Genomic DNA, 23,122 nt, shown 5'->3' with positions numbered 1-23,122 from the left:
CCTAGGGAGGAAGTTGCGTCAGGGAGGTTGTCGCTCTCTTACAACTGTGCGGTGACGGCTTCAACAATGGCTTTGGACGTAATGCCAAAGTATTCGTAGAGCGCGTCGATGGGGGCCGACTCGCCGAACGAGGTCATGCCGACAAAGCGACCACGGTCGCCGAGCAGCTTGTCCCAGCTCATCGAGATACCGGCTTCGACCGCAACGCGGGCCTTGGCCTTGCCGATGACTTCGGCGCGATAGGCGTCGGTCTGCTTGGCGAACAGCTCCATCGACGGCACCGAAACGACGCGGGCGGTGATGCCCTTTTCTTCCAGGGCCTTCTTGCCTTCGAGCGCAATGGCGACTTCCGAGCCGGTGGCGAAGATCACCGCCTGCGCGTCGAGATCGCCGGCGAGGGTATAGGCGCCCTTGGCCGACTTGTTTTCCATCGAATATTCGGTGCGCACCGCCGGCAGGTTCTGGCGCGACAGGGCCAGGATCGACGGGGCGGTGGTGCTTTCGAGCGCCAGCTGCCAGCATTCAGCGGTTTCCACCGCGTCGGCCGGGCGGAAGACCAAGAGGTTCGGAATGGCGCGCAGCGCCGACAGATGCTCCACCGGCTGGTGAGTCGGGCCGTCTTCGCCCAGGCCGATCGAATCGTGGGTCATCACATAGATGACGCGCTGGCCCATCAGCGCCGAAAGGCGGATGGCGGGGCGGGCATAGTCGGTGAACACCATGAAGGTGCCGCCATAGGGAATCAGCCCGGCATGCAGCGCAATGCCGTTCATCACCGCGGCCATGCCATGCTCGCGAATGCCGTACATCATGTAGCGGCCCGAGCGATCGGTGGCGGTGAAGGGCTGGGTTTCCTTGGTGTTGGTCAGGTTCGAGCCGGTCAGGTCAGCCGAGCCGCCCTGCGTCTCGGGGACGATGGCGTTGATGACGTCGAGGGCCATCTGGCTGGACTTGCGGGTCGCGACCTTGGGCTTGTCCTCGGTCAGCTGGCGCTTGTAGCTGTCCATGGCTTCGAGGAAGCCGGCGGGCAGGTCGCCATTGATGCGGCGCTCGAATTCGAGGCGGTTGGCCGAAGCGGCCAGACGGGACTGCCACTCGCCGCGCACATTCTGGCTGCGGGTGCCGGCAGCGCGCCAGGACGAGAGGATTTCGGCGGGGATTTCAAACGCCGGATAGGTGATGCCCAGCGCGGCCTTGGCGCCAGCCAGTTCCTCGGCACCGAGCGGGGAGCCATGCACCTTCTCGGTTCCAGCCTTCTTGGGGGCGCCGAAGCCGATGGTGGTCTTGGCGGCGATCAAAGTGGGCTTGTCGGACGCCTTCGAGGCAAGCAGCGCCTTTTCGATGGCGGCCTGATCGTGGCCGTCGATCTCGATGGTGTTCCAGCCCGACGCCTTGAAGCGGGCGATCTGGTCGGTCGAGTCGGAATTGGAGACGGCGCCATCGATGGTGATGGAGTTGTTGTCCCAGATCAGCGTCAGCTTGTTGAGCTTGAGGTGACCGGCCAGGGCGATGGCTTCCTGGGAAATGCCTTCCATCAGGCAGCCGTCGCCGGCGAGGCACCAGGTATGGTGGTCGACCAGGTCAGCGCCGAATTCGGCAGCCAGCTTGGCTTCCGCCACGGCCATGCCGACAGCATTGCCGACGCCCTGGCCGAGCGGGCCGGTGGTGGTCTCGATGCCCTGGGCATAACCATATTCAGGATGGCCGGCGGTCTTGGCGTGGAGCTGACGGAAATTCTTGATCTGTTCGACGGTCATGTCCTCGTAGCCGAGGAGGTAGAGCGAGGAATAGAGCAGCATCGAGCCGTGGCCGGCCGAGAGCACGAAGCGGTCGCGATCCGCCCACTTGCTGTCAGCGGGATCGAACTTCATCACCTTGGTGAACAATACGGTGGCAATGTCGGCACAGCCCATGGGCAGGCCCGGATGGCCGGAATTGGCTTTCTCGACTGCATCCATCGACAAGGAGCGGATCGCATTGGCCAAATCGTTCTGCTGGGCGGAGTTCGTCATCGGGCTGGCGCTTTCATCAGGGCTGAAAATCTGGGGAGAAGCGGCGCTGGAACCCTTCTCCCAAAGGCGGTTCGAGGCATAACAGGTTCGACTATCCTGTCAATGTCAGCCGATTGCATTGCGCCAAGGCGGGCGGCTCCGTTATGCTGGCGACGCTGCCGGGAATTGAGGACCGTAATCGCAATGAGTGAGCCGGAACTTGAAGACGGGTTGAATGCTGCCCAGGCACGGTTCGATCGCGCCATGGCGCGGCTCGACCAGAGCGTGAAAAATCTGGGCACCCGACTGCGCCAGCAGAACCGCATCGATGTCGATACGCAGCGGCTGGTGCATGAGCGGGCGCGGCTCGCCACCGAACTCGACAAGACGGCAGCGCGGGCCAAGCGGCTCGATGACAGCGCCCATGACGTGTCGCGCCGGCTGGTGGAAGCGATGGAAACCGTCCGCGAAGTGCTGGCGAAGGCGGAGTAAGGCGATGCCCGAGGTCAATGTCGAAATCAACGGCCGCAAATACCGCATGGCCTGCGAAGAGGGTCAGCAGCAGCGGCTGATCGGGCTGGCCGACCGGTTCAATACCCAGGTCGAGCAGCTCAAGGGCGCGGTTGGGGAAATTGGCGACAACCGGCTGACGGTGATGGCCGGTATCGCCGTGGTGGATGAACTGGCCGCCGCCGAACGCAAGATCAAGGCGCTGGAAAGCGAAGTGCTGGTGCTGACCCGAGCCGGCCAGGAAGTGGCGGCCGAAATCGAGTCGCTGGAAGAAAAATTCGCGGCCAAGCTGAGCGACGCCGCCAAGGCGATTGAGGGCGTGGCCGGGGCGCTCGATGGCGCGGCGCTGCTGCCGCAGGGGTAATTTGGCAAAGATTGGCAAGGTTTGCCAATTCTGCTAGTCTTCGGGCCGAAGGAGACTGCTATGGCCACGATGAATATCTCCCTGCCTGACGCGATGAAAGCCTGGGTGGAAGAACAGGTGCAGTCCGGCCGCTACGGCAATAGCAGTGACTATGTCCGCGATCTGGTGCGCCGCGATCAGCGGGCCTATGCGCAACAGAAGCTGCAGGACATGGTCGACGAAGCGCTGGCCAGCGGCATTGTCGAGATCGGGCGCGATGAATTGCTGGCGCGGCTGATGGATCGGGCGCAGGCGGCGGTCAACGCTCGCAAGTCAGCCTAGAGCATGGCGTGGCGAGCGTCCGAGCAAGCGACGTTCGACCTCCAAAGGATTGCCGAGCAGGGCATCACCAATTTCGGCTTCCGGCACACGCAGAACTACATCTCCAGCTTTCTGGATATGTTCGACACGCTGGCGGCGCAGCCCAGAATGGCCGGTGAGCGACAGGCCGCCACCAGCCGCGTCCGATTGATGCCGTTCGGCGCCCACAACATCCTGTACGTCATTGAGGACGAGGACGTTGTTATCGTCCGCGTGCTGCACGGCCTGCAAAACTGGTTCGAGCTTTTGTAACGTACCCTTTGCACAACGCGGCAAAGCGCCTATATCTCAATGGCTGCCCGGCGCGTGATGGATACCTATATCCCCGGGGCCTTATCGATCCTAAGGGAGCTGTCCCTGACTGAGCTCCTGGGCTCAGACATACGGTGCCCACCTACGTAAAGTAGGTCCCGGGATCGTGTATCACACGGCCAGGGCGGCACCTTATTTGGCTGGAGCATCGGCGAAGTGCTCCGGCCCCTCTTGTTCTAGTGGGTTTGCGCGCGTCATGGTTGATGAGATGATCGAGGAAGCCAAGGCGGCGCTGCGGATCAGGGCCCGGGCGGCCCGGGCATCGCTGGACCACACCGAGCGCGCCGAGGCGGCCCTGGCGGCGGCCGGCCATTTCTTCGACGGCATCAAAATGCAAAAAACCGACGTGGTCGCTGCCTATTGGCGCATTCGCGACGAGCTGGATTGCCAGCCGATCCTGGTGCGGTTGATGGATAGCGACCAGACAGTGGTGCTGCCGGTGGTGATGGGCGAGGAAGAGCCGCTGGATTTGCGGGTCTGGGAGCAGGGCGCGTCGCTCTATGAATCCGGTTTCGGTACGCTGGCCCCCTCCGAGCTGGCGCCCAAGGCCGAGCCCGATATCGTCATCATGCCGCTGCTCGGCTTTGACAGCACCGGCACCCGACTGGGCTATGGCGGCGGCTATTACGACCGGACCCTGGCCAAATTCAAGAAAAAGCCCCTGCTGGTCGGCCTCGCCTTTGCGGCGCAGGAGCTTGAGCAGATTCCGCGCGAGGCGCATGACGTGCCGCTCGACGCGATTGTCACCGAGGCGGGTGTGCGCCATTTCGGCGCGACTTCATGAGATTTCTGTTTCTGGGCGATGTGATGGGCCGGTCCGGCCGCGATGCCGTGACCGAGCGCCTGCCGGGGTTGATCGAGCGCTATGGCTTTGATTTCGTCGTGGTCAATGGCGAGAATGCCAGCCACGGCAAGGGGCTGACCGAGTCGCATTTCAATGCCATCCGTCAGGCCGGCGCCGATATCGTGACGCTGGGCGACCATGCGTTCGACCAGCGCGAGACGATTTCCTATATCGAGCGCGAGACTACGCTGATCCGCCCGATCAATATGCCGCCGGGCACGCCGGGGCGTGGGGCGATGTTTGTCGAGGGCCGCAATGGCCATCGCGTGCTGGTGATCAATGCGCTGGGCCGGGTGTTCATGGGGCCGGCGGATGACCCGTTCCGCGCCGTTGAGGCTGCGGTGGCGGCGTGTCCGCTGGGCGAGCAGGCCGATGCGGTGATTGTCGATTTCCACACCGAGGCCACTTCGGAAATCCAGGCCATGGGGCAATTTCTCGATGGCAAGGTGAGCCTGGTGGTTGGCACCCACACCCATATTCCCACCGCTGATCACCGCGTGCTGCGCGGCGGCACGGCGCTGATGGCCGATGCCGGCATGTGCGGGGATTTCGATTCCATCATCGGCACCGATACCGATGAGCCGCTCAACCGCTTTCTCACCGGCATTCCCAATGGGCGGTTCACCCCGGCCGAGGGCGAGGCGACCCTGTGCGGCGTGGCGGTGGAAACCGATCCGCGCAGCGGGCTGGCGCTCAAGGTGCTGCCGGTTCGCATCGGTGGCACGCTGGCGCAAGCGGAGCCGATTTTCGATTGAGCCCGGCCTCGAACAGCTTTGGCCCCAGCGGTTGTCGTTCCGGTCGGCCTCCCCCGGCGCGCTAGCGTGGACGTCACGGGTGGCAGGCGCTCAGCTTCACAAATGTGCTGCGCTTGCCTATAATCCGGCACCATAATCCTGCAGCTTCTTTTTCGAGGGGAGTGACCGATGGCCGGCCATTCACATGCCAAAAACATCATGCACCGCAAAGGCAAGTCCGATGCCGTGCGCTCCAAGGTATTCTCCAAGCTGGCGCGCGAAATTACCGTCGCCGCCAAGATGGGCATGCCCGACCCAGCCTTCAATTCGCGCCTGCGCCTGGCGGTGACCAATGCTCGCTCCCAGTCGATGCCGCGGGACAATATCGAACGCGCCATCAAGAAGGCGATCGGCTCGGACGGCGAGAATTATGACGAGATCCGCTATGAGGGCTATGGCCCGGGCGGCGTCGCCATCATCGTCGAGACGCTGACCGACAACCGCAACCGCACCGCCTCCAATGTCCGCTCCTACTTTTCCAAGAATGGCGGCGTGATGGGCGAAACCAACTCGGTCGGCTTCATGTTCGACAAGGTGGGCGAGATCACCTATCCGCTGGCTGCTGGCGATGAAGACAAGGTGATGGAAGCGGCCATCGAGGCTGGCGCCGACGACGTCGAGAGCGACGAAGAGGGCCACTACATCACCACCACGTTTGAAGCGATGGTGGATGTTGCCGCGGCGCTGGAGAAGGTGCTGGGCGAGGCCGAATCGGTCAAGGCCGTGTGGAAGCCGCAGACCAATACGATGATCGACGCCGACAAGGGCGCGACGCTGATGAAGCTGATCGCCACCATGGAAGAAGATGACGACGTGCAGAACGTCTATACCAATTTCGAGATGAGCGACGAAGACGCGGCCAAGCTGGAAGGCTGAGGCTTCAATCCAGTGAATTTCGGGGCGGTGCTGCGGCGCCGCCCTTTTTTATGCAATGCGCTTGAGGCCGATGGAGGGGTAGTCGTCGGCATGGGCCATGGCGACGCGGTTGCGGCCGCTCTGTTTGGCGTTGTAGAGCCGCTGGTCGGCAATGCGGAACAGTTCGGAAAAGCTCGCCGAACCGTCGAAGGCGACGCCGCCGATGGAGACCGACAGATTGCGCTGGCGGTCGGCGGGGGTGAACACCGCCAGATTGACCGAACGCCGGATGCGCTCGGCGACCGCTTCGGCGGCATGCTGGTCGGTATCGGGCAGATAGACGCTGAATTCCTCGCCGCCCATGCGGCCCACCAGATCGCCGCCGCGCAAAGTGGTGCGAATCGAGCGGGCGATGATGGTCAGCGCCTCGTCGCCGGCCTCGTGGCCGAACAGATCATTGATTGCCTTGAAGTTGTCGGCGTCGATCATCAGCAGTGCGCCGCCGGCGCGGCGCGACCGCTGGGTGAGCAGGGTGCTCACCGTGCTGGCGAAGGCGCCGCGATTGAGGCAGGCGGTGAGGCTGTCGGTGCGCGCCACGAGGCCAAGCCGCCGATTGGCGATGGCCAGCATGCGCAGCCGCAGGCTCATATAGAGAAATACCGGCACCCCCAGCATGACGGGCAGGATCGCAGCGGTGACAATCGCCAAATGCAGCGCCGCCTCGCCCATGTCGCGGAACATGAAGGCGCTGAATGCCACCGCCACCAGCATGCAGGCCAGCGTACCAAACAGGGTCCAGCGGCCGACACTGGACCAGGTCTGCATCGCGGTCAGGGTCTTGGAGATCAGCATCTGGCGCGGCCTTTCGGGCTGGAGTGGTGGGATGCCGCCATGCAGGCGGCTCGGCGATCAACTGGGCGGTGTGGTGGCTCCGTGGGCTCAGGCGGCTTGGGCGATGGCGACCCGGTCGCGGCCGGCATGCTTGGCGGCATAGAGGCGCTGGTCGGCAAGGCGGTAGAGGTCGTTGAACTGGGCACCGGCGACATAGATGGCCCCGCCAATGCTGACCGACAGGGGATATTTCGTGCCATTGGGCGCGAAGGTGATGGTGGCAATGGCGCTGCGGATGCGTTCGGCCACGTCGTCGGCGGTAGCGCTATCGACTCCGACCAGCAGCACGCCGAACTCTTCGCCGCCCAGCCGACCGACCAGATCATTGCCGCTTACGGCTTGGCGGATGGCGCTGGCCATCAACTGCAGCGCCCTGTCGCCATGGTCATGGCCGAAGCGGTCGTTGACGCTCTTGAAGTCGTCGGCATCGACGATCAGCAGGGCGCCCTGGGCATGGGCGGACGCCAGACGGTCGAGATGGCGGATGACGGCGCCGGTAAAGGCGCCCCGGTTGAGGCAGGTGGTGAGCCAATCGGTGGCTGCCAGATGTTCGAGCTGGCTATTGGCGTAGCGCAGCCGCTCATGCTTGAGCATAAGCAGAAAGATCAGCGGCCCGCCCAGCGTCAGCGGCATGGCGATGGAAACCACCAGCCCCTGCACGTTAATGCCGGCGGAGAAGGTCTCCATGATGACATTGGTCAAAATCAGCGACAGCATGATCGACAAGCCGATCAATGCGCCTGCGATGCGATAAACGCGCAACCACGCTCGCTTCGGAAGTTTCCGACGAATCTCGGCCATGAATGATTTGCCCCTGCATTCCCGGGGCGAAACTAGGGTCGTGGCTTGAAGATGGTGTTTCCGAGATAGCTACAATTTTACCGTATACAGCGTTTTCCACGGGCTTTGTTGCCTCTTTGTTCACATTGGCCTTGGTAGGCTGGCCTCGCTTCATTAAGGATTGTCGCATGAGTGCTGCTACCCGAATCATCGGTATCGACCCCGGCCTGCGTCGCTGTGGCTGGGGAGTGATCGAGACGCTGGGCAACCGGCTGAGCTTTGTCGCCGCCGGCACGGTGACGCCGCCGGTCGATGGCTCGCTGGCGGAACGGCTGGCGATCCTGTTTGCCGGGCTGGGCGAAGTGCTCGAGCGCTTCACCCCGGACGAGGCAGCGGTGGAAGAAACCTTCGTCAATGCGGGGGCGCGCTCGGCGCTGATCCTGGGGCAGGCGCGCGGCGTGGCGCTGCTGTCGCCGGCGGTGCGCGGCCTGCTGGTGGCGGAATATGCCGCCAATCTGGTCAAGAAATCCGTGGTCGGCACCGGCCACGCCGATAAGGGACAGGTTCAACTGATGGTCAAGACGCTGCTGCCGACGGCCGATTTCAAGGGGCCTGACGCGGCCGACGCGCTGGCCATTGCCATCTGCCATGCCCATCATCGCGTCGCCGCCCAGCGGCTGAAGGCGCTGGCATGATCGGCAAGCTCAAAGGGCTGGTCGACAGCTTTGGTGACGACCATGTGCTGATCGACTGCGGTGGCGTCTGTTACGTGGCCTTCTGCTCCAGCCGCACGCTGCAGTTGTTGCCGCGCGTCGGCGAGGCCGGGGTGCTGTTCATCGAAACCATCGTGCGCGAGGACATGATCCGGCTCTATGGCTTTGCCAATGAGAGCGAGAAGGGCTGGTTCAACCTGCTGATGACCGTGCAGGGGGTGGGCGCGCGGGTAGCGCTGGCGCTGTTGTCGGCGCTGACGCCGGCTGAACTGTCGAGTGCCGTGGCCTTGCAGGACAAGGCGATGATGGGCCGCGCCAGCGGCGTCGGGCCCAAGCTGGCAGTGCGGCTGATCACCGAACTCAAGGGCAAGGTGCCGGCCGGGCCGGGGATCGATGCCGGTACGCTGGGGCTGCAAGCGGCGTTGGGCGATGGGCTTGCGCCAACTGCCATTGCCGACGCCGTCTCGGCACTGACCAATCTGGGCTATTCCAACGCCCAGGCCTCGGCGGCCTTGGCCCGCATCGTGGCCCGCGACGGCGACGACATTCCCACCGAAAAGCTGATCCGGCTGGGCTTGCGGGAATTGAGCAGTTAGCCTTGCTTCCTTGCTCGCTCCTTACTATATTGAAATGTAAGAATTTCGTGTGAGGTAATGCGATGGCGGTGACGACGCTTACGAGCAAGGGCCAGATGACGTTGCCCAAGGACGTGCGGGACGACCTCAAGGTTGGACCGGGTGACAAGATCGATATCATCAAGCGGGACGGGGTTTACCTGTTGCGGCCGAGGCGCAGCGCAGTTGATCTTATCGGAAAATACAAGCGTCCCGGGCAACAGCCCCTGACTGTCGAGGACATGGACGAGGCGATCGGGAAAGCCGTCACCGAACGATATGAGCGCTCGCTTGATCGGGATTGATAGCAATGTGCTCGTTCGCATGCTGGTCGACGATGACGTAATCCAGGTCGCCAAGGCTCGGGCATTTTTGCAGCAAAACCACGATGCTCATTCGATCCTCATCAATGTAGCGGTTCTCATGGAAGCGATTTGGCTGCTGCGCAGCCGGTTCAGGTTTCCCGCCGATGAACTGCTCGCGGTGGTTCGGGATTTGCTGGACGCCCGGGAGTTTGAGGTCGACCGGCGTGAGATAGTCGAGCAGGCGTGGGAGGCAGCAACGGCAAGCGGGGGCAGCTTCCCCGATTGTCTCATTGCGTGCATGAACCTGGCCAACGGGTGCTCAGCTACCGTGACTTTTGACCATGATGCCGCCGACCTTATTCCCGGAATGGAACTGCTCGCGTGACCCTGACTTCTCCTGCCGCCGGACGCGATGATCCGCTTGATGTGTCCCTGCGCCCTTCCGGCTTCTCCGAATTTGTCGGGCAGGCGGCGGCGCGGGCGAATCTCGAAGTGTTCATCCAGGCGGCCAAGCAGCGCGGCGCGGCGCTTGACCATGTGCTGTTTGTCGGCCCGCCGGGGCTGGGCAAGACCACGCTGGCGCAGATCATTTCGCGCGAGTTGGGCGTCGGCTTCCGCGCCACCTCCGGTCCGGTGATTTCCAAGGCCGGGGATCTGGCGGCGCTGCTGACCAATCTCGAAGACCGCGATGTGCTGTTTATCGACGAAATCCACCGGCTCAGCCCGGCGATCGAGGAAATCCTTTATCCGGCGATGGAGGATTTCCAGCTCGATCTGATCATCGGCGAAGGTCCGGCGGCGCGCTCGGTGCGCATCGATCTGGCCAAGTTCACCCTGGTCGGGGCGACGACGCGGGCGGGTCTGCTGACCACGCCGCTGCGCGACCGCTTCGGCATTCCGGTGCGGCTCAATTTCTATACGCCCGAGGAACTGGTTCAGATCGTGACGCGGGGGGCGCGGCTGCTGGGCATGCCGATGGCGCCGGATGGGGCGATGGAAATTGCCCGACGGTCGCGCGGTACGCCGCGTATTGCCGGGCGGCTGCTGCGCCGAGTCACCGATTTCGCGCTGGTCGATGGCTCGGGGACAATCACCCGGTCGATTGCCGACAAGGCGCTGCTGCGGCTCGATGTCGATGCGCGTGGCCTTGATCAGCTCGACCGGCGCTATCTCACCACCATTGCCGACTTCTATAATGGCGGCCCGGTGGGCATCGAAACCATTGCCGCCGCGCTGAGCGAACCACGCGACGCGGTGGAGGAAATCGTCGAGCCCTATCTGTTGCAGCAGGGCTTTATCCAGCGCACCCCGCGCGGGCGCATGCTGACCGGTGCGGCGTTCCAGCATCTCGGCAAGATCGTGCCGCAGGGCTTTATCGGCATGCAGCAGAGCCTGTTTGAGGAGCCCGAGGAATGAGCACAGACCGTGTCATGCTCAGCTTTCCGGTCGGCGGCACCTGCTTCAACTATCGCGTGGCCGGGGTCGTCATGCGCGATGGCCATATGCTGGTCTGTCGCGAGGACGATGACAGCTATTGCATGCTGCCGGGTGGCCGGGTCGAAATGGGCGAGCCCAGCAATGTGGCGCTGATGCGCGAAATAGCCGAGGAACTGGTGATGCCGGTCACTGTCGGCCCGTTGCTCTTCACCTCGGAGAGCTTTTACGGCCGCGCGGGCGACCGCTTCCATGAGCTGGGGTTCATCTATGCCATCACGCTGCCCGAAGACGTGCGGCCCGGCGGGGCGCAGCCGTTTCTGGTGCGCGAGGATGAGGGCCATGTGCTGCAGTTTTCGTGGCTGAAGCTGGATGGCCCGGCGCTGGCTGAGGCAAACCTGTTGCCGCCCTGGTTGCCGGAGCGGCTGCGGGCGCTGTCGGGGGCGCCCGAGCATGTGGTGTTCCACGAGGCGGAGCCGGTGGCGTGACCCAGCATCGCTTTCCGGTCCGCATCTATTACGAAGACACCGATTTTTCCGGCAATGTCTATCACGCGGCCTATCTCAAATTCTTCGAGCGCGGCCGCACCGAGTTTTTGCGCGACATGGGCATCCATCATTCCGAACTGGCGGCTGAGGGCATCGCCTTTGCCGTGCGCCAGATGGACATCGCCTTCGATGGCGCGGCCCATATTGATGACCTGCTGACCGTCACCACCGAAGTTGCCGCCATCACCGGGGCGCGGCTGACCCTGACCCAGACCATTCTGCGGGACGAGACGGTGCTGACGCGAGCGAGCGTGATGGTCGTGGCCATCAAGACCAGCGGCGGCGCGGCGCGGATGCCGAAGACCATCCTCGAGCGGTTCAGGCAGGAACGTAGCTCAACCTGATCACGTCCTGGCCGATCCGTTCGGTGCCCACCAGATGCAGGGGTGGCCTGGCGGCGGTGAAAAACGGATCGCCGCGACCCAGCACGACGGGGTGGAGATAGATCCGGTATTCATCGATCAGGCCAAGCTCGGTCAGGCTTTGCGCCAGGACCGGCCCGCCCACTTCGATCTCGCCGTCGTAACGGGATTTGAGGTCGGCTATGGCGCCCGCCAGATCATCCTTGATCAGCGTGGCGTTGGGGCCGACCGAGGTCAGCGACTGCGACACCACCCATTTCGGCTTGCTGCGCCAGGCCTGGGCAAAGTCGCGCTCGGCGGCGCCCCAATCGGGCTGCTCATCGTCCCAATAGCGCATGAGCTCGTAGAGGCCACGGCCATAGAGGCTTCCGGCGAGGTTGCGCGTCTGCTCGATGAAGTGTCTGAACAGCACGGGGTCAGGCCCAAACTCCTGATAATCGACGTAACCATCCAGCGACTGATTCATTCCAAAAAACAGCTTGGCCATGTGATCCGATCTCCGTAGCGAGGCGTCTAGGCTACGGGAAATTGTCGTCACGTAGAAGTGAGGCCGCTCGCGCGGCCAGAACGGGTGGTGCGGTTCCCCGACTCTCTTTCTTAACCTCTTCTTGACCATAATTACGGCAAAGCGAGCACGTGTCTGTCAACCGGTCCGCACAGGGCTGGGTTTGTGGGCATTTCTCTTAATTTTGACAGATTTCGACCCCATCGCCTGATGCTTGAGGGTCGGGTGCATGAACCGGGCCGAGAAGGATCACGACATGGAAGCCGTAGATGCTGTGGGAGTAGTGGCTCCGCACGCAGATTTGTCCATCTGGGGCCTGTTCTGGGCCGCCGACTGGATTGTGAAGTCCGTGATGATTGGTTTGCTGGGCGCCTCGGTATGGTGCTGGGCGATCATCGTCGACAAGACCATCACCTATCGGCGCAGCAATAGTGAGATGAACAAGTTCGAACGGACTTTCTGGTCCGGCCAGTCGCTGGAAGAGCTGTATCAGCAGCAGGCGGAAAAGCCGTCCGGGGGCTTAGGCGCGGTGTTTGTCGCCGCGATGAAGGAATGGAAACGCAGCCACGAGCAGAATGCCGCCAGCTTTGTCGGCATGCAGCAGCGCCTCGACAAGGTGCTCGACGTGGCCATTGCCCGCGAGAGCGAGACCTTGGAAAAGCGCCTTGGCTTTCTCGCCACCATCGGTTCGGCCGGCCCGTTTATCGGGCTGTTCGGCACGGTGTGGGGCATCATGAACGCCTTTACCGCCATTGCCGCCTCGTCCAATACCAGCCTTGCCGTGGTGGCCGGGCCGATTGCCGAGGCGCTGTTCGCCACCGCCATCGGGCTGGTCGCGGCCATTCCCGCGGTTATTGCCTATAACAAGCTCAGCTCCGATGCCGGCAAGCTGATCGGCCGGCTGGAAGGCTTTGCCGACGAATTCTCCACCATTCTCAGCCGCCAGCTCGAAGCGCGGAGCCACTGATGGGGATGGGTGTTTCTGCCGGTGGCGGCGGCGGTCGTCGCCGTCGTGGCCGCAAGAAAGCGATCATGAGCGAAATCAACATCACGCCCATGGTGGACGTGATGCTGGTGCTGCTGATCATTTTCATGGTGGCGGCGCCGATGATGACCTCGGGCGTGCCGCTGGATCTGCCCAGCTCGGCGGCGGCGGCGATGCCCAATCAGGCCAAGCCGGTGACCGTTGGCGTGACCCCGGATGGCGCCGTATTCATCGATGAGACTGCCGTGGCCGAGAGCGATCTGGTGGCGCAGCTCAATGTGCTAGGCGTCAATCCGGCGGAAGACCGGATTTTCCTGCGCGGCGATACCAGTGCCAATTATGGCGCCGTCATGCGCGTCATGGGGCTGTTGTCGGCCGGAGGCTTTTCCAAGATTGGCCTCATCACCCAGCCGGAATCATAGTCCAGTCCGATGCGTACCGGCGTAACCGTCTCGATTCTTGCCCACATCGCGGTACTGACCATCGGCCTCATTAATCTGGGGTTCCGTGAACCGTTGACGCCGGTGGTGGAATCCATTTCCGTCGACCTGGTGTCGGTCGAGGAATATTCCAATATTCGTGCCGGCCAGCTGACCAGCGAGATCGTCGAGACCGATACGCCCTCCATTGTCGAGGATGACCAGCCGGCCGAGCTGGCCAAGCCGACCGGCAATACCGAGCAGGATCAGGTGACCCCGTCGCCGGCCGATATTCCGACCCCGGCCCCGGTGACCAATACCGCGCCCGAGCCCGAAGCGGTGCCCGAGCCGCAGCCGGAACCAACGCCGGAGCCGACCCCGGAACCGACACCCGCGCCAACGCCCGAGCCGGTGGTGGCCCCGGTACCGGCCGCGCGTCCGGCGCCAGCGCCGACGCCCGAACCAATACCCGAGCCGGAGCCGGAACCAGCCCCGGAGCCGACCCCGGAACCCACGCCCGTGGTGACCCCAACCCCGACGCCAACGCCGGCCCCCGAGCCCGAACCGGCGCCCACCCCAGTGCCTCCAGCCGTGGCCGCCCCCGCCCCGGCGGCGCGTCCGGCCAATCTTGAGCAGAAGCGCCAGCAATTTGCCGCTGCCGAGGCCGAGCGCAAGAAGCGCGAGGAAGAGGAGCGCAAGCGTCAGCAGACGGCCGCGGCGACCCCGACCCCCAAGCCAACGACGAAGCCGCAGCCCAACCCGCAGCTCGATGCGTCGCTGGCCGATGATATTTCTGCCATCATCAACAACGACAAGACCACCGGTGGCACCACCGGGCAGGGCGGTACGCCAACGCTGGGCGACACCACCGGCACCTCGGCGCGGCTCAGCCAGTCGGCGATTGATGGGCTGGTGGCCCGGATCAAGACCTGCTGGAACCTGATGCCCAGCGAAATCAATAGCGGGCTCAACGTCACCTTGCGGGTGACGATGAACCCCGACCGCACGGTGGCCAACACCCAGGTCATCGCCGCTCCGGCCTCGACTGAGGGCGGCTCGGTGGCGCGGGCGGCGCAGCGCGCGGTGGCCGCTTGCGGTCCCTACGACATGCTTTCGGCGGATGCCTATGACCAGTGGCGGCAGATCGAAGTGGAACTGCGGCCGTGACTTTGAATTGGCTTGTTTGACAAGCACCATGAATCGCGACGGCGAGAACGGAGAGTTGATATGACCCTGATGACAAGGCGCAACGCCCTCAAGCTCGGCCTGGCAGGCGGAGCCCTGCTGGCCGGCTCGTCCATGGCGATGGCGCAATTGCGCATCGTGGTGGAAGGCGCCAATTTCCAGCCGCTGCCGATCGCGATTCCCGACTTTGCCTCGTCCGATCCGGCCTTCGGCAAGGAAATCGCCGATATCGTGCGCAACAATCTGCGCCGCTCCGGCCTGTTCCTGCCGCTCGATCCGGCCTCGCTGCCAGTCAAGGTCGGCGACGTCAACAACAGCCCCGATTTCAACATCTGGCGCACCGCCAATGTCGATGCGCTGGTGATGGGTGGCGTCGAACGCGGCGGCACGATTTCCTCGTCAGTCCGTGTCTGGGATACCCAGCAGGCCTCCCAGGTGGTCGGCAAGAGCTACAATACCGATCCCAATTCGTCGCGCCGCGTCGCCCATATCATCTCGGACGCGATCTATGAATCGCTGGCCGGCGGCTCGGGCTATTTCGATACCCGTGTCATCTACACCGCCGAAAGCGGCCCCAAGGCCAACCGGGTGCGCCGGCTGGCGATCATGGATCAGGACGGCGCCAATGTGCAGTATCTGACCGATGGCAACACCATGGCGATGACGCCGCGTTTCGCGCCCAATGGCGACATGGTCACCTATATGAATTTTGCCGATGGCAATCCGCAGGTCTATCTGCTGCAGCTGTCCACCGGCCGCCAGCAGCGGCTGGCCAATGTCGGCGCCATGACCTTTGCCCCGCGCTTTTCGCCCGATGGCGGCACGGTGGCGTTTTCGGTGGAGCAGAACGGCGCCACCAATATCTATTCGGTGGGCACCGGCGGCGGCACGCCGCAGCAGCTCACTTCGGGCGCAGCCATCGATACCGGCCCGTCCTATTCGCCCGATGGTAGCCGCATCGTGTTCGAGAGCGACCGGGGCGGCTCGCCGCAGATTTATATGATGGGTGCCGGCGGCGGTAACGCGCAGCGCGTCAGCTTCGGGCAGGGGCTCTATTCCACTCCGGTCTGGTCGCCCAAGGGTGATCTGATTGCCTTTACCCGCCAGGGCGGCGGCCAGTTCTCCATCGGCATCATGAACCCCGATGGCACCGGCGAGCGCATGCTGTATTCCAGCTTCCACGCCGAAGGCCCGACCTGGGCCCCGAATGGCCGCGTCATCATGTTCTTCCAGGACCCGGGCGGCAATGACGGCCCCAAGCTGATGAGCGTCGATATCTGGGGCCGCAACCTGCTCACCATCCCCACCGAAAGCTATGCGTCCGATCCAGGCTGGTCCGGCTTGCGCGGCTAAGACTTGCGTCCTGGAGCCCGATGCGAACCGTGTTTGAAGGAACCGCCTTAGGCATCGATCTGGGCACGTCGTCGCTCAAGCTGGTGCTGATCGATGCCGAGGGGCACCCCTTGCACGGGGTCGAACGGCCATTGCTGGTGAGCAGTCCGTTTGCCGGGGCCAGCGAACAGGCGCCGGAAGACTGGTGGGATGCGCTCGATGCCGCCATGGCGGAATTGCGCGGGCTGACCCCAGCCGGGGTTGCCGCCATCGCCTCGATTGGCCTGTCGGGCCAGATGCATGGGCTGGTGTGTCTGGGCGCCGACGACGCGGTGCTGCGCCCGGCCATGCTGTGGAACGATAATCGGGCTCGGCTTGAAGCCGGGATTTATCGTGAGGATGTGGCGTTGGAGAGCCGGGCGGGCCTGCGGGCCGCTCCGGGCCTCACCGCCTGCAAGCTGGCCTGGTTGCGGACCAACGAGCCCGACACGGCCAGACGCACGGTCCGCATCAGCCTCTGCAAAGATTATCTGCGCCTGCGCATGACCGGCGAATTCGTCACCGATCCCTGCGATGCGGCGGGCACGCTGTTGTTTGATGAGGCCAAGCGGCAGTGGTCGGATGAAAGTCTGGACCTGTTCGGCCTGCAAACGGAGCAGCTGCCACGCGTCATCGAGGGCCCGGAAATCTCGGGTCGCCTGCTGCCCGCCATTGCGGCCCGTTGGGGGATCGACCGACCAGCCGTGGTTATTGCCGGGGCGGGTGATGGTGCGGCGGGGGCGATCGGCATCGGGCTGACCGAGCCAGGCCGGGGCTTCATCTCGCTGGGCACCTCGGCGCAAATCTCGATCGCCCAGGATTTCTATGCGCCGGCGCCGGGCAGCACCGTGCAAATTCTGGCGCATGGCCTGCCGCAGCTGTGGTATCGCGCCGCCGCGTTGCAAAGCGGGGCCGGGGCGATTGCCTGGGCCGCGCAACTCACCGGGCTCAGCGTATCCGAATTGCTCCGAGCCACCGAAGAGCTGGATGTGAGCCAGCGCATGCCGGTCTTCCTGCCTTATCTGGCCGGGGAACGCACCCCGCATGACAATCCCGATGCGCGCGGCGTGATCTTTGGCCTGCTGGTCGATCATTCGGCCGGCCATGTTGGCCGCGCCGTGCTGCGCGGGCTGGCTTTCGCGCTGGCCGATGGCTATGCGGCGCTGGTAAATCTCGGGGCCATGCCGGCGCAATTGGCAGTCGTGGGCGGCGGCGCCCGCAGTGCGCTGCTGTGCCGGCTGGTGGCGTCGATCCTCGATACGCCGCTGCATTTGCTGTCGTCGCGCGCCGTCGGCGCCGCCCTTGGCGTGGCGCGGCTGGCTCTCGCCAGCGAGACCGGGCAGAGCCTGGCTGCCCTGACCCCGGAACTGGGCGGGACAATCGTCGAACCCGACCGCCAGCTCGGCGACCTGCTGCGGCAGGATCTGGCCTTATACCGGGAGCTCTATCAGGCACTCGTGCCGTCATTCGCCAAGCTCGAAAGGGCCTAGGATGCGGTGCAGTTCCTGACCGGCGCCATCGTGGCCGGCCGGGGGCAGCGCTCGTTTAACCTTAACGTGATCGCCCCGGAGCTGTGGCTAAACTGCACCATCACAAAAAAGCCAGGATTCCTGCCACATTGGCGCCGCGATAGCACAAGATTAACCACGTCAGAATACCCGGCCTTAAGATTAAGCGCGGTAAATGCCTTGCTTAAGATTGTAGCCTTTCAGGAGCCCACCCGTGGTCATTACCGCACCCATCAACACTATGTTGCGCGCCGCCGCGATGCTGCTTTTCGTCGTGGTCATCGCGGCCTGTTCGCGCACGCCCAACACCATGCCGACCGGCGTCGGCAATCTCGGGCCGGGCGGCGGTGCGCCGGGCAGCCAGCAGGAATTCCTGGTTTCGGTCGGTGACCGCGTGTTCTTCACCACCGATTCCAGCTCGCTGACCCCCGAAGCCATGGCCACGCTGGACAAGCAGGCCGCCTGGCTCAACCAGTACCAGAATTACCGCGTCATGATCGAAGGCCATGCCGACGAGCGCGGCACCCGTGAATATAATATCGCCCTCGGCGCCCGCCGCTCTTCCGTGGTGGTGAACTATCTGGTGTCACGCGGCGTTAACGGCCAGCGCATCACCAGCCAGTCCTTCGGCAAGGAACGGCCGGTGGCGATCTGTAACGACATTTCCTGCTGGAGCCAGAACCGTCGCGGCGTGACGGTGGTCCAGTAAGGTAGAAAACCCGGCTTTTCGCGAAACCGAAAAGCCTATGGAATCCAGTGCAAACTGGAGGCAAGAGCGCCCGGAACCAGTAAAATGGTCCGGGCGCTTCTTTTTGACCAAAATTGCCCTTTATCGGCAGGTGCATCCGCCCCATGTTGGGGGTTCGCATCCCGCGCTTGGAGACGTTGTTTTGAAGCTTTCGGCATTTACCAGAGGGGGGAAGACGGCGCTCTGCGCACTGGCCCTGGCTCTTGGCATCACCGTTCCCGGCATGGCGGCGCAGACCAGCCTGCCGCCGGCTGAACTGGGCGGGCTCACCTATACCAATGCCGCCCCGGCGCGCATTCATGTGGCCCAGTCGCAGGACGCGGCCCAGTTGATGGTGCGCATCCAGCAGCTCGAAGAACAGATCCGCCTGCTCAATGGCCAGATCGAAGGCCTGACCTTCCAGCTCACGCAGATGCAGGAAATCGTCAACCGCATGGGCGAAGACAATGAATTCCGCTTTCAGGCGCTGGAAGGCGGTGCTGGGGGAAAAACTGAGGCGGCAACCCAACCGGGCGGCGTGACGCAGCCCGAGGTGTTGCCGCAGGACCCCAATGCCGTGCCGGCCGATGAAAATGGCGTGCCGCTGACCGTCATTCCCGAGCAGGGCGTGCAGCCGCTGCCCGGCGAAATCGAATTCGACCCCACTTTCGATGACGGCGCGGCGCCGACTGACGAGCTGGGCGAATCCGCCGATCCGCTGGTCGGCACCGGCGCCCGTGGCGGCGTCGATCTGGTGACCGGGCAACCGCTCAATCTGAGCTATGATCCGGCCGCCGCCAAATCCGGCGATGCCGATGCCGACGCGCAATTCGCCGCCGGCTATGACGCGCTGGTCAAGGCCGACTATGCCTTTGCCGAGGATCAGTTCGGCCAGTTCCTCGAACTCTATCCCGATAATGCGCAGGCGCCCGACGCCGCCAATTTCCTCGGCGATGTGCTGCTGCAGCGCGCCGCCTATGACGAGGCGGCCGACGTGTTGCTCAACGCGTTCCAGAAAGTGCCGGACAGCCCGCGCGCGCCAGACCTGCTGCTCAAGCTGGGCATGGCACTGTCGGGCGCCGGCGAGCGCGAAACCGCCTGCCGCACCTTTGCCGAAGTCGACAAGCGCTACACCACGCTGACGCCAGCCTTTGTGACGCGGCTGAGCGAGGAGAAGACACGGGCCGAATGCCCGCCCGCCTAAGTCCCGATCTTCATAGCGCGGCCGGCCTGCAAGCCCTGTTCGCCGCCGTAGCCGACCAACCGGCCATTGGCCTCGCCGTCTCCGGTGGGGCCGACAGCCTGGCGCTGCTGCTGCTGGCGCATAGCTGGGCCGCCGAATTGCCCAATGCGCCCAGGCTCGTGGTCTATTCCGTCGATCACGGCCTGCGGCCCGAAGCGGCCAGCGAGGTCGCGGCGGTGGTGCAGGCGGCGCAAATGCGCGGTCTTGTGGCCCGCGCTTTGGCCTGGAGCGGCGACAAGCCGGTCAGCGGCGTGCAGGCGGCCGCCCGCATGGCCCGCTATCGGCTGATGGGTCAGGCCATGGTCGAGGATGGCGTTTCCGTGTTGCTGACGGCGCATCACCGGCAGGATCAGGCCGAGACCGTGCTGATGCGGCTGGCGCATGGCAGCGGCGTCGAAGGCCTCAAGGGCATGGCGGCCATGGCCCAGATCGAGGGCGTGCTGGTGCATCGCCCACTGCTCGATCTCGAGCCGACGGCGTTGCGCGCCGTGGTCGATGCGGCGGGGCTGGTGCCCTCCGAAGACCCCTCCAATAACGATCCGCACTACGAACGCGTGCGCTGGCGGCAGGCGCTGCCGCAATTGGCGGCGCTGGGACTCGATGCGGCGACGCTGGCGCAATTCGCCGAGCGCATGGGCGAGGCCGATGCCGCCATTGCCCAGATGGCCGATGCCTGCTTCACCGAAATCGTGCAATTCGATGGCTTTGGCGCCGCCAGCATCGAGATGTCGCCTTTTGTCGGGCTGAGCCCGGCCATTGCTACCCGCCTGCTGGGCCGGGTGCTCAATATTGTCGGCGGCCGGCAGAAGCCGCGGGCGTTGGGGCAGGTGGAGCGATTGCGCCTCGCCATTGTCGAGGAAAACCTGAGCCGCACCACCACGCTGCTTGGCTGTGTCGTGCGGCTCAAGGAGGCGGCCTTTGTGGTGGCGCGCGAGCCGGGCCGGGTGCTGCCGCCCGATGCGCCATTGCCCCCGCATGGCGAGCTGGTCTGGGAGCAGCGCTTCCGCATCGTCAATCTCTCGGCTGATGCCGGCTTCACCGCCAGCGTCGGCGAATATCTGCCGCGCCACCGGCTCGAGCGCATCCTCGGCACCAAGATCACCGCCCCCGCCGAAGCCCTGCGCACCGCCCCCATCGTCCGCGATGCGGCCGGCGGCGTGCTGGCGCTGGGCGGCTGGTCATTTGATGAGCGGATCAAGGTGCAGGTGTTGGTGGACTGAGGGGCGATTTCTCAGTCGACCTTCCCTCCCTCTTGAGGGGAGGGATCGAGGGTGGGGTCGATGGGCTAGCGCGCAAGGCGAAAGACCCCCTCCCTGACCCTCCCCTCAAGGGGGAGGGGACGAAAGACCGCCATCCCGCGCCCCCCAACCACCCCGTTTCCCCACTGCGCATTAACCCAATCGCGTTAAAATGACTGGACGGCGGGCACAAACGGCCGCAGGTCATGCCCTTGTAACGCCCCAATGCCGGACATACATTCGGCACTACTCGTCGCGCCCTGTGTGTGCGGCCTCTCCGGGACAGGATTGATGAACGGAAATTTCCGCAACTTCGCCATCTGGCTGGTCATTCTCTTTATGTTGATGGGCCTGTTCCAGGTCTTTCAGTCGTCGACCCGCTCGATTTCCGTGTCCGACAAGAGCTACAGCCAGTTCGTCACCGATGTCGAAACCGGCAGTGTGACCAGTGTCACCATTACCAATAATATCGTCAGCGGCGCGCTGCGCGACGGCACGCGGTTTGAAACCGTGCTGCCCGATGGCGCCGACGTGATTTCGCGGCTGGAAGACAAGGGCGTGTCGATCACCGCCAAGGCGCCGGAGGCCAGCCCGTTCTGGACCATCCTGCTCAGTTCCTGGTTGCCCTTCATCGTCATCATCGGCGTGTGGTTCTTCTTCATCCGGCAGATGCAGGGTGGCGGTAAGGGCGGCGCGATGGGTTTTGGCAAGTCGCGCGCCAAGCTGCTCACCGAATCGCATGGCAAGGTGACGTTCGAGGACGTGGCTGGCGTCGATGAGGCCAAGCAGGATCTCGAAGAAATCGTCGAATTCCTGCGCGATCCGGGCAAGTTCCAGCGCCTGGGTGGCCGCATTCCGCGCGGCGTGCTGCTGGTCGGCCCGCCGGGTACCGGTAAAACGCTGCTGGCCCGTTCGGTTGCCGGCGAAGCCAGCGTGCCCTTCTTCACCATTTCGGGTTCGGACTTCGTTGAAATGTTCGTCGGTGTCGGCGCCAGCCGCGTCCGCGACATGTTCGAGCAGGCCAAGAAGAACGCGCCCTGCATTATCTTCATTGACGAAATCGACGCCGTCGGTCGCCAGCGTGGCGCCGGTCTCGGCGGCGGTAACGACGAACGCGAGCAGACCCTCAACCAGCTGCTGGTCGAGATGGACGGCTTTGAAGCCAATGAAGGCATCATCCTGATCGCTGCCACCAACCGTCCCGACGTGCTGGACCCGGCGCTGCTGCGTCCCGGCCGCTTCGACCGTCAGGTCGTGGTGCCCAACCCGGATGTGGCTGGCCGCGAAAAGGTGCTCAAGGTTCACGTCCGCAAGGTGCCGCTGGCGCCCGACGTCGATCTGAAGGTTCTGGCTCGTGGTACGCCCGGCTTCTCCGGCGCTGACCTGATGAACCTCGTCAACGAGGCGGCGCTGATGGCGGCGCGGCGCAACAAGCGCTTCGTCACCCATGCCGAATTCGAAGACGCCAAGGACAAGATCATGATGGGCGCCGAGCGCCGCACCATGGCCATGTCCGAGGACGAGAAGAAGCTGACCGCCTATCACGAAGCTGGCCACGCCATCATCGCGCTCAAGGTTGCCGGCATCGACCCGATCCACAAGGCCACCATCATTCCGCGCGGCCGTGCCCTGGGCATGGTGATGACCCTGCCCGAGAGCGATACCTATTCGTTCTCCCGCGAAAAGGCTTTGGCCCGCCTGACCATGCTGTTCGGTGGCCGCGAGGCCGAGATCATCAAGTTCGGTCCGGAAAAGGTCACCAGTGGCGCCTCCGGTGACATCCAGATGGCGACCAGTCTCGCCCGCTCGATGGTGATGGAATGGGGCATGAGCGAAAAGCTCGGCCGCGTGCGCTACAAGTCCAATGACCAGGAAGTGTTCCTCGGCCATTCGGTGACGCAGAGCCAGCATATGTCGGATGACACGGCCCGCATCATCGACCAGGAAGTGCGCAAGCTGATCGAGGATGGCGAGGCTTCGGCCAAGGACATCCTGACCACCTACCACGACCAGTGGGAGGCGATTGCCCAGGCGCTGCTCGAGTTCGAGACGCTGACCGGCGACGAGTTGCGTGCCCTGATGGATGGTGTGCAGCCGACCCGCCCGGACGAAGATGGCACGGCGCCACCCAAGGCGAGCGGCGTCCCTTCGGCTGGCAAAACCAGCAAGAAGCGTCCCGATGCGCCGCCCGAAACCGGGCTTGAGCCGCAGCCCAATAGTTGATGGGCCAGTAAATTTTAAGGGGCCGCCGCGAGGCGGCCCTT

General features: G+C 64.1%; 27 protein-coding genes and 1 other RNA gene. 24 read left to right on the top strand and 4 right to left on the bottom strand.

Translation table 11 applies throughout. The features are described from left to right. Positions 1–38: 38 nt before the first annotated feature. Positions 39–2,012, bottom strand: coding sequence for a transketolase (gene tkt / locus ACX3OZ_RS14780; protein WP_459095643.1), 1,974 nt, complete (start codon positions 2,010–2,012; stop codon positions 39–41). Positions 2,013–2,195: 183 nt separating this feature from the next. On the opposite strand from tkt, the gene ACX3OZ_RS14775 reads away from it, so the two are divergent. From ACX3OZ_RS14775 to ACX3OZ_RS14740, 8 genes are all read left to right on the top strand, one after another. Continuing rightward, a complete protein-coding gene (locus tag ACX3OZ_RS14775; RefSeq protein ID WP_459095644.1) occupies positions 2,196–2,483 on the top strand; it encodes a DUF4164 family protein in 288 nt (95 codons plus the stop codon). A gap of 4 nt (positions 2,484–2,487) precedes the next feature. Continuing rightward, positions 2,488–2,865 carry a cell division protein ZapA gene (locus ACX3OZ_RS14770; protein ID WP_459095645.1) on the top strand — a complete coding sequence of 126 codons (378 nt, stop codon included), beginning with the start codon at positions 2,488–2,490 and terminating at the stop codon, positions 2,863–2,865. A gap of 60 nt (positions 2,866–2,925) precedes the next feature. Next, entirely contained in the window at positions 2,926–3,186 is a 261-nt protein-coding gene (locus tag ACX3OZ_RS14765) for a type II toxin-antitoxin system ParD family antitoxin (protein ID WP_459095646.1), read from the top strand. A 3-nt stretch (positions 3,187–3,189) separates the two neighbouring features. Beyond that, positions 3,190–3,477 (top strand): type II toxin-antitoxin system RelE/ParE family toxin, encoded by a 288-nt coding sequence (locus ACX3OZ_RS14760; RefSeq protein WP_459095647.1) that lies wholly within the window; start codon positions 3,190–3,192, stop codon positions 3,475–3,477. 37 nt (positions 3,478–3,514) lie between these two features. Beyond that, a non-coding RNA gene (ssrS, locus tag ACX3OZ_RS14755) (6S RNA) lies at positions 3,515–3,672 on the top strand. 61 nt (positions 3,673–3,733) lie between these two features. Beyond that, entirely contained in the window at positions 3,734–4,321 is a 588-nt protein-coding gene (locus ACX3OZ_RS14750) for a 5-formyltetrahydrofolate cyclo-ligase (RefSeq protein ID WP_459095648.1), read from the top strand. Continuing rightward, the gene (locus ACX3OZ_RS14745; RefSeq protein WP_459095649.1) at positions 4,318–5,136 is read left to right on the top strand and encodes a TIGR00282 family metallophosphoesterase; all 819 of its coding nucleotides are present in this window, start codon (positions 4,318–4,320) and stop codon (positions 5,134–5,136) included. The genes ACX3OZ_RS14750 and ACX3OZ_RS14745 overlap by 4 nt, the downstream gene beginning before the upstream one ends. A gap of 168 nt (positions 5,137–5,304) precedes the next feature. Then, positions 5,305–6,051 carry a YebC/PmpR family DNA-binding transcriptional regulator gene (locus ACX3OZ_RS14740; protein ID WP_459095650.1) on the top strand — a complete coding sequence of 249 codons (747 nt, stop codon included), beginning with the start codon at positions 5,305–5,307 and terminating at the stop codon, positions 6,049–6,051. Positions 6,052–6,099: 48 nt separating this feature from the next. Here the strand turns inward: ACX3OZ_RS14740 and ACX3OZ_RS14735 are convergent, their stop codons facing one another. Together ACX3OZ_RS14735 and ACX3OZ_RS14730 are read right to left on the bottom strand one after the other, a co-directional pair. After that, a complete protein-coding gene (locus tag ACX3OZ_RS14735; protein ID WP_459095651.1) occupies positions 6,100–6,882 on the bottom strand; it encodes a GGDEF domain-containing protein in 783 nt (260 codons plus the stop codon). A gap of 87 nt (positions 6,883–6,969) precedes the next feature. Beyond that, positions 6,970–7,722, bottom strand: coding sequence for a GGDEF domain-containing protein (locus ACX3OZ_RS14730; protein ID WP_459095652.1), 753 nt, complete (start codon positions 7,720–7,722; stop codon positions 6,970–6,972). A gap of 167 nt (positions 7,723–7,889) precedes the next feature. Between ACX3OZ_RS14730 and ruvC the strand changes: the two genes are divergently transcribed. The 7 genes from ruvC (at position 7,890) to ybgC (ending at position 11,659) form a co-directional block, all read left to right on the top strand. After that, positions 7,890–8,396 (top strand): crossover junction endodeoxyribonuclease RuvC, encoded by a 507-nt coding sequence (gene ruvC / locus ACX3OZ_RS14725; protein WP_459095653.1) that lies wholly within the window; start codon positions 7,890–7,892, stop codon positions 8,394–8,396. Beyond that, on the top strand, positions 8,393–9,010 hold the full coding sequence (ruvA, locus tag ACX3OZ_RS14720) for a Holliday junction branch migration protein RuvA (protein ID WP_459095654.1): 618 nt from the start codon (positions 8,393–8,395) through the stop codon (positions 9,008–9,010). Before ruvC ends, ruvA begins: the two co-directional genes overlap by 4 nt. Before the next feature lie 62 nt (positions 9,011–9,072). Then, complete coding sequence (locus tag ACX3OZ_RS14715) at positions 9,073–9,333, top strand: AbrB/MazE/SpoVT family DNA-binding domain-containing protein (RefSeq protein WP_459095655.1); 261 nt, start codon at positions 9,073–9,075, stop codon at positions 9,331–9,333. Next, the gene (locus ACX3OZ_RS14710; protein WP_459095656.1) at positions 9,320–9,718 is read left to right on the top strand and encodes a PIN domain-containing protein; all 399 of its coding nucleotides are present in this window, start codon (positions 9,320–9,322) and stop codon (positions 9,716–9,718) included. Before ACX3OZ_RS14715 ends, ACX3OZ_RS14710 begins: the two co-directional genes overlap by 14 nt. A 2-nt stretch (positions 9,719–9,720) precedes the next feature. Beyond that, positions 9,721–10,749 carry a Holliday junction branch migration DNA helicase RuvB gene (gene ruvB / locus ACX3OZ_RS14705; RefSeq protein WP_459096089.1) on the top strand — a complete coding sequence of 343 codons (1,029 nt, stop codon included), beginning with the start codon at positions 9,721–9,723 and terminating at the stop codon, positions 10,747–10,749. Continuing rightward, a complete protein-coding gene (locus tag ACX3OZ_RS14700; protein WP_459104775.1) occupies positions 10,746–11,255 on the top strand; it encodes an NUDIX hydrolase in 510 nt (169 codons plus the stop codon). Before ruvB ends, ACX3OZ_RS14700 begins: the two co-directional genes overlap by 4 nt. After that, positions 11,252–11,659 carry a tol-pal system-associated acyl-CoA thioesterase gene (ybgC, locus tag ACX3OZ_RS14695; RefSeq protein WP_459104774.1) on the top strand — a complete coding sequence of 136 codons (408 nt, stop codon included), beginning with the start codon at positions 11,252–11,254 and terminating at the stop codon, positions 11,657–11,659. Before ACX3OZ_RS14700 ends, ybgC begins: the two co-directional genes overlap by 4 nt. Here ybgC and ACX3OZ_RS14690 read toward each other — a convergent pair. Continuing rightward, positions 11,634–12,164, bottom strand: coding sequence for a dihydrofolate reductase family protein (locus ACX3OZ_RS14690; RefSeq protein WP_459104773.1), 531 nt, complete (start codon positions 12,162–12,164; stop codon positions 11,634–11,636). The genes ybgC and ACX3OZ_RS14690 overlap by 26 nt on opposite strands. A 274-nt stretch (positions 12,165–12,438) precedes the next feature. On the opposite strand from ACX3OZ_RS14690, the gene tolQ reads away from it, so the two are divergent. The 9 genes from tolQ to ftsH all read left to right on the top strand — a co-directional run bounded on the left by tolQ (position 12,439) and on the right by ftsH (position 23,081). Then, positions 12,439–13,149 (top strand): protein TolQ, encoded by a 711-nt coding sequence (tolQ, locus tag ACX3OZ_RS14685; RefSeq protein WP_459095660.1) that lies wholly within the window; start codon positions 12,439–12,441, stop codon positions 13,147–13,149. Further along, entirely contained in the window at positions 13,149–13,589 is a 441-nt protein-coding gene (locus ACX3OZ_RS14680) for an ExbD/TolR family protein (protein ID WP_459095661.1), read from the top strand. The genes tolQ and ACX3OZ_RS14680 overlap by 1 nt, the downstream gene beginning before the upstream one ends. 9 nt (positions 13,590–13,598) lie before the next feature. Further along, entirely contained in the window at positions 13,599–14,753 is a 1,155-nt protein-coding gene (locus tag ACX3OZ_RS14675) for a hypothetical protein (protein ID WP_459104772.1), read from the top strand. A gap of 60 nt (positions 14,754–14,813) precedes the next feature. Continuing rightward, on the top strand, positions 14,814–16,124 hold the full coding sequence (gene tolB / locus ACX3OZ_RS14670) for a Tol-Pal system beta propeller repeat protein TolB (RefSeq protein WP_459095663.1): 1,311 nt from the start codon (positions 14,814–14,816) through the stop codon (positions 16,122–16,124). Between the two features lie 29 nt (positions 16,125–16,153). After that, a complete protein-coding gene (gene xylB / locus ACX3OZ_RS14665) occupies positions 16,154–17,632 on the top strand; it encodes a xylulokinase (protein WP_459104771.1) in 1,479 nt (492 codons plus the stop codon). 259 nt (positions 17,633–17,891) lie between these two features. Next, positions 17,892–18,359, top strand: coding sequence for a peptidoglycan-associated lipoprotein Pal (pal, locus tag ACX3OZ_RS14660; protein WP_459104805.1), 468 nt, complete (start codon positions 17,892–17,894; stop codon positions 18,357–18,359). A 181-nt stretch (positions 18,360–18,540) separates the two neighbouring features. Next, positions 18,541–19,581, top strand: coding sequence for a hypothetical protein (locus tag ACX3OZ_RS14655; RefSeq protein ID WP_459095665.1), 1,041 nt, complete (start codon positions 18,541–18,543; stop codon positions 19,579–19,581). Further along, entirely contained in the window at positions 19,566–20,840 is a 1,275-nt protein-coding gene (gene tilS / locus ACX3OZ_RS14650) for a tRNA lysidine(34) synthetase TilS (RefSeq protein WP_459095666.1), read from the top strand. The genes ACX3OZ_RS14655 and tilS overlap by 16 nt, the downstream gene beginning before the upstream one ends. Positions 20,841–21,149: 309 nt before the next feature. After that, the gene (ftsH, locus tag ACX3OZ_RS14645; protein WP_459095667.1) at positions 21,150–23,081 is read left to right on the top strand and encodes an ATP-dependent zinc metalloprotease FtsH; all 1,932 of its coding nucleotides are present in this window, start codon (positions 21,150–21,152) and stop codon (positions 23,079–23,081) included. Positions 23,082–23,122 lie beyond the last annotated feature (41 nt).

The sequence above is a fragment of the Devosia sp. A369 genome (genome assembly GCF_054489345.1).
This window is presented reverse-complemented; position numbering and strand designations above follow the sequence as displayed.

Excerpts from the sequence above, each read along its gene's own strand:
- ACX3OZ_RS14745 (WP_459095649.1), top strand. The coding sequence starts at position 4,318 with ATGAGATTTCTGTTTCTGGGCGATGTGATGGGCCGGTCCGGCCGCGAT.
- tolB (WP_459095663.1), top strand. The coding sequence starts at position 14,814 with ATGACCCTGATGACAAGGCGCAACGCCCTCAAGCTCGGCCTGGCAGGC.
- ACX3OZ_RS14735 (WP_459095651.1), bottom strand. The coding sequence starts at position 6,882 with ATGCTGATCTCCAAGACCCTGACCGCGATGCAGACCTGGTCCAGTGTC.
- ruvC (WP_459095653.1), top strand. The coding sequence starts at position 7,890 with ATGAGTGCTGCTACCCGAATCATCGGTATCGACCCCGGCCTGCGTCGC.
- ACX3OZ_RS14750 (WP_459095648.1), top strand. The coding sequence starts at position 3,734 with ATGGTTGATGAGATGATCGAGGAAGCCAAGGCGGCGCTGCGGATCAGG.
- ACX3OZ_RS14760 (WP_459095647.1), top strand. The coding sequence starts at position 3,190 with ATGGCGTGGCGAGCGTCCGAGCAAGCGACGTTCGACCTCCAAAGGATT.
- ACX3OZ_RS14775 (WP_459095644.1), top strand. The coding sequence starts at position 2,196 with ATGAGTGAGCCGGAACTTGAAGACGGGTTGAATGCTGCCCAGGCACGG.
- pal (WP_459104805.1), top strand. The coding sequence starts at position 17,892 with ATGTTGCGCGCCGCCGCGATGCTGCTTTTCGTCGTGGTCATCGCGGCC.
- ACX3OZ_RS14700 (WP_459104775.1), top strand. The coding sequence starts at position 10,746 with ATGAGCACAGACCGTGTCATGCTCAGCTTTCCGGTCGGCGGCACCTGC.
- ACX3OZ_RS14770 (WP_459095645.1), top strand. The coding sequence starts at position 2,488 with ATGCCCGAGGTCAATGTCGAAATCAACGGCCGCAAATACCGCATGGCC.
- tkt (WP_459095643.1), bottom strand. The coding sequence starts at position 2,012 with ATGACGAACTCCGCCCAGCAGAACGATTTGGCCAATGCGATCCGCTCC.
- ACX3OZ_RS14740 (WP_459095650.1), top strand. The coding sequence starts at position 5,305 with ATGGCCGGCCATTCACATGCCAAAAACATCATGCACCGCAAAGGCAAG.
- ACX3OZ_RS14680 (WP_459095661.1), top strand. The coding sequence starts at position 13,149 with ATGGGGATGGGTGTTTCTGCCGGTGGCGGCGGCGGTCGTCGCCGTCGT.
- ACX3OZ_RS14730 (WP_459095652.1), bottom strand. The coding sequence starts at position 7,722 with ATGGCCGAGATTCGTCGGAAACTTCCGAAGCGAGCGTGGTTGCGCGTT.
- ACX3OZ_RS14675 (WP_459104772.1), top strand. The coding sequence starts at position 13,599 with ATGCGTACCGGCGTAACCGTCTCGATTCTTGCCCACATCGCGGTACTG.
- ACX3OZ_RS14715 (WP_459095655.1), top strand. The coding sequence starts at position 9,073 with ATGGCGGTGACGACGCTTACGAGCAAGGGCCAGATGACGTTGCCCAAG.
- ACX3OZ_RS14765 (WP_459095646.1), top strand. The coding sequence starts at position 2,926 with ATGGCCACGATGAATATCTCCCTGCCTGACGCGATGAAAGCCTGGGTG.
- tolQ (WP_459095660.1), top strand. The coding sequence starts at position 12,439 with ATGGAAGCCGTAGATGCTGTGGGAGTAGTGGCTCCGCACGCAGATTTG.
- ruvA (WP_459095654.1), top strand. The coding sequence starts at position 8,393 with ATGATCGGCAAGCTCAAAGGGCTGGTCGACAGCTTTGGTGACGACCAT.
- tilS (WP_459095666.1), top strand. The coding sequence starts at position 19,566 with ATGCCCGCCCGCCTAAGTCCCGATCTTCATAGCGCGGCCGGCCTGCAA.
- ftsH (WP_459095667.1), top strand. The coding sequence starts at position 21,150 with ATGAACGGAAATTTCCGCAACTTCGCCATCTGGCTGGTCATTCTCTTT.
- ACX3OZ_RS14690 (WP_459104773.1), bottom strand. The coding sequence starts at position 12,164 with ATGGCCAAGCTGTTTTTTGGAATGAATCAGTCGCTGGATGGTTACGTC.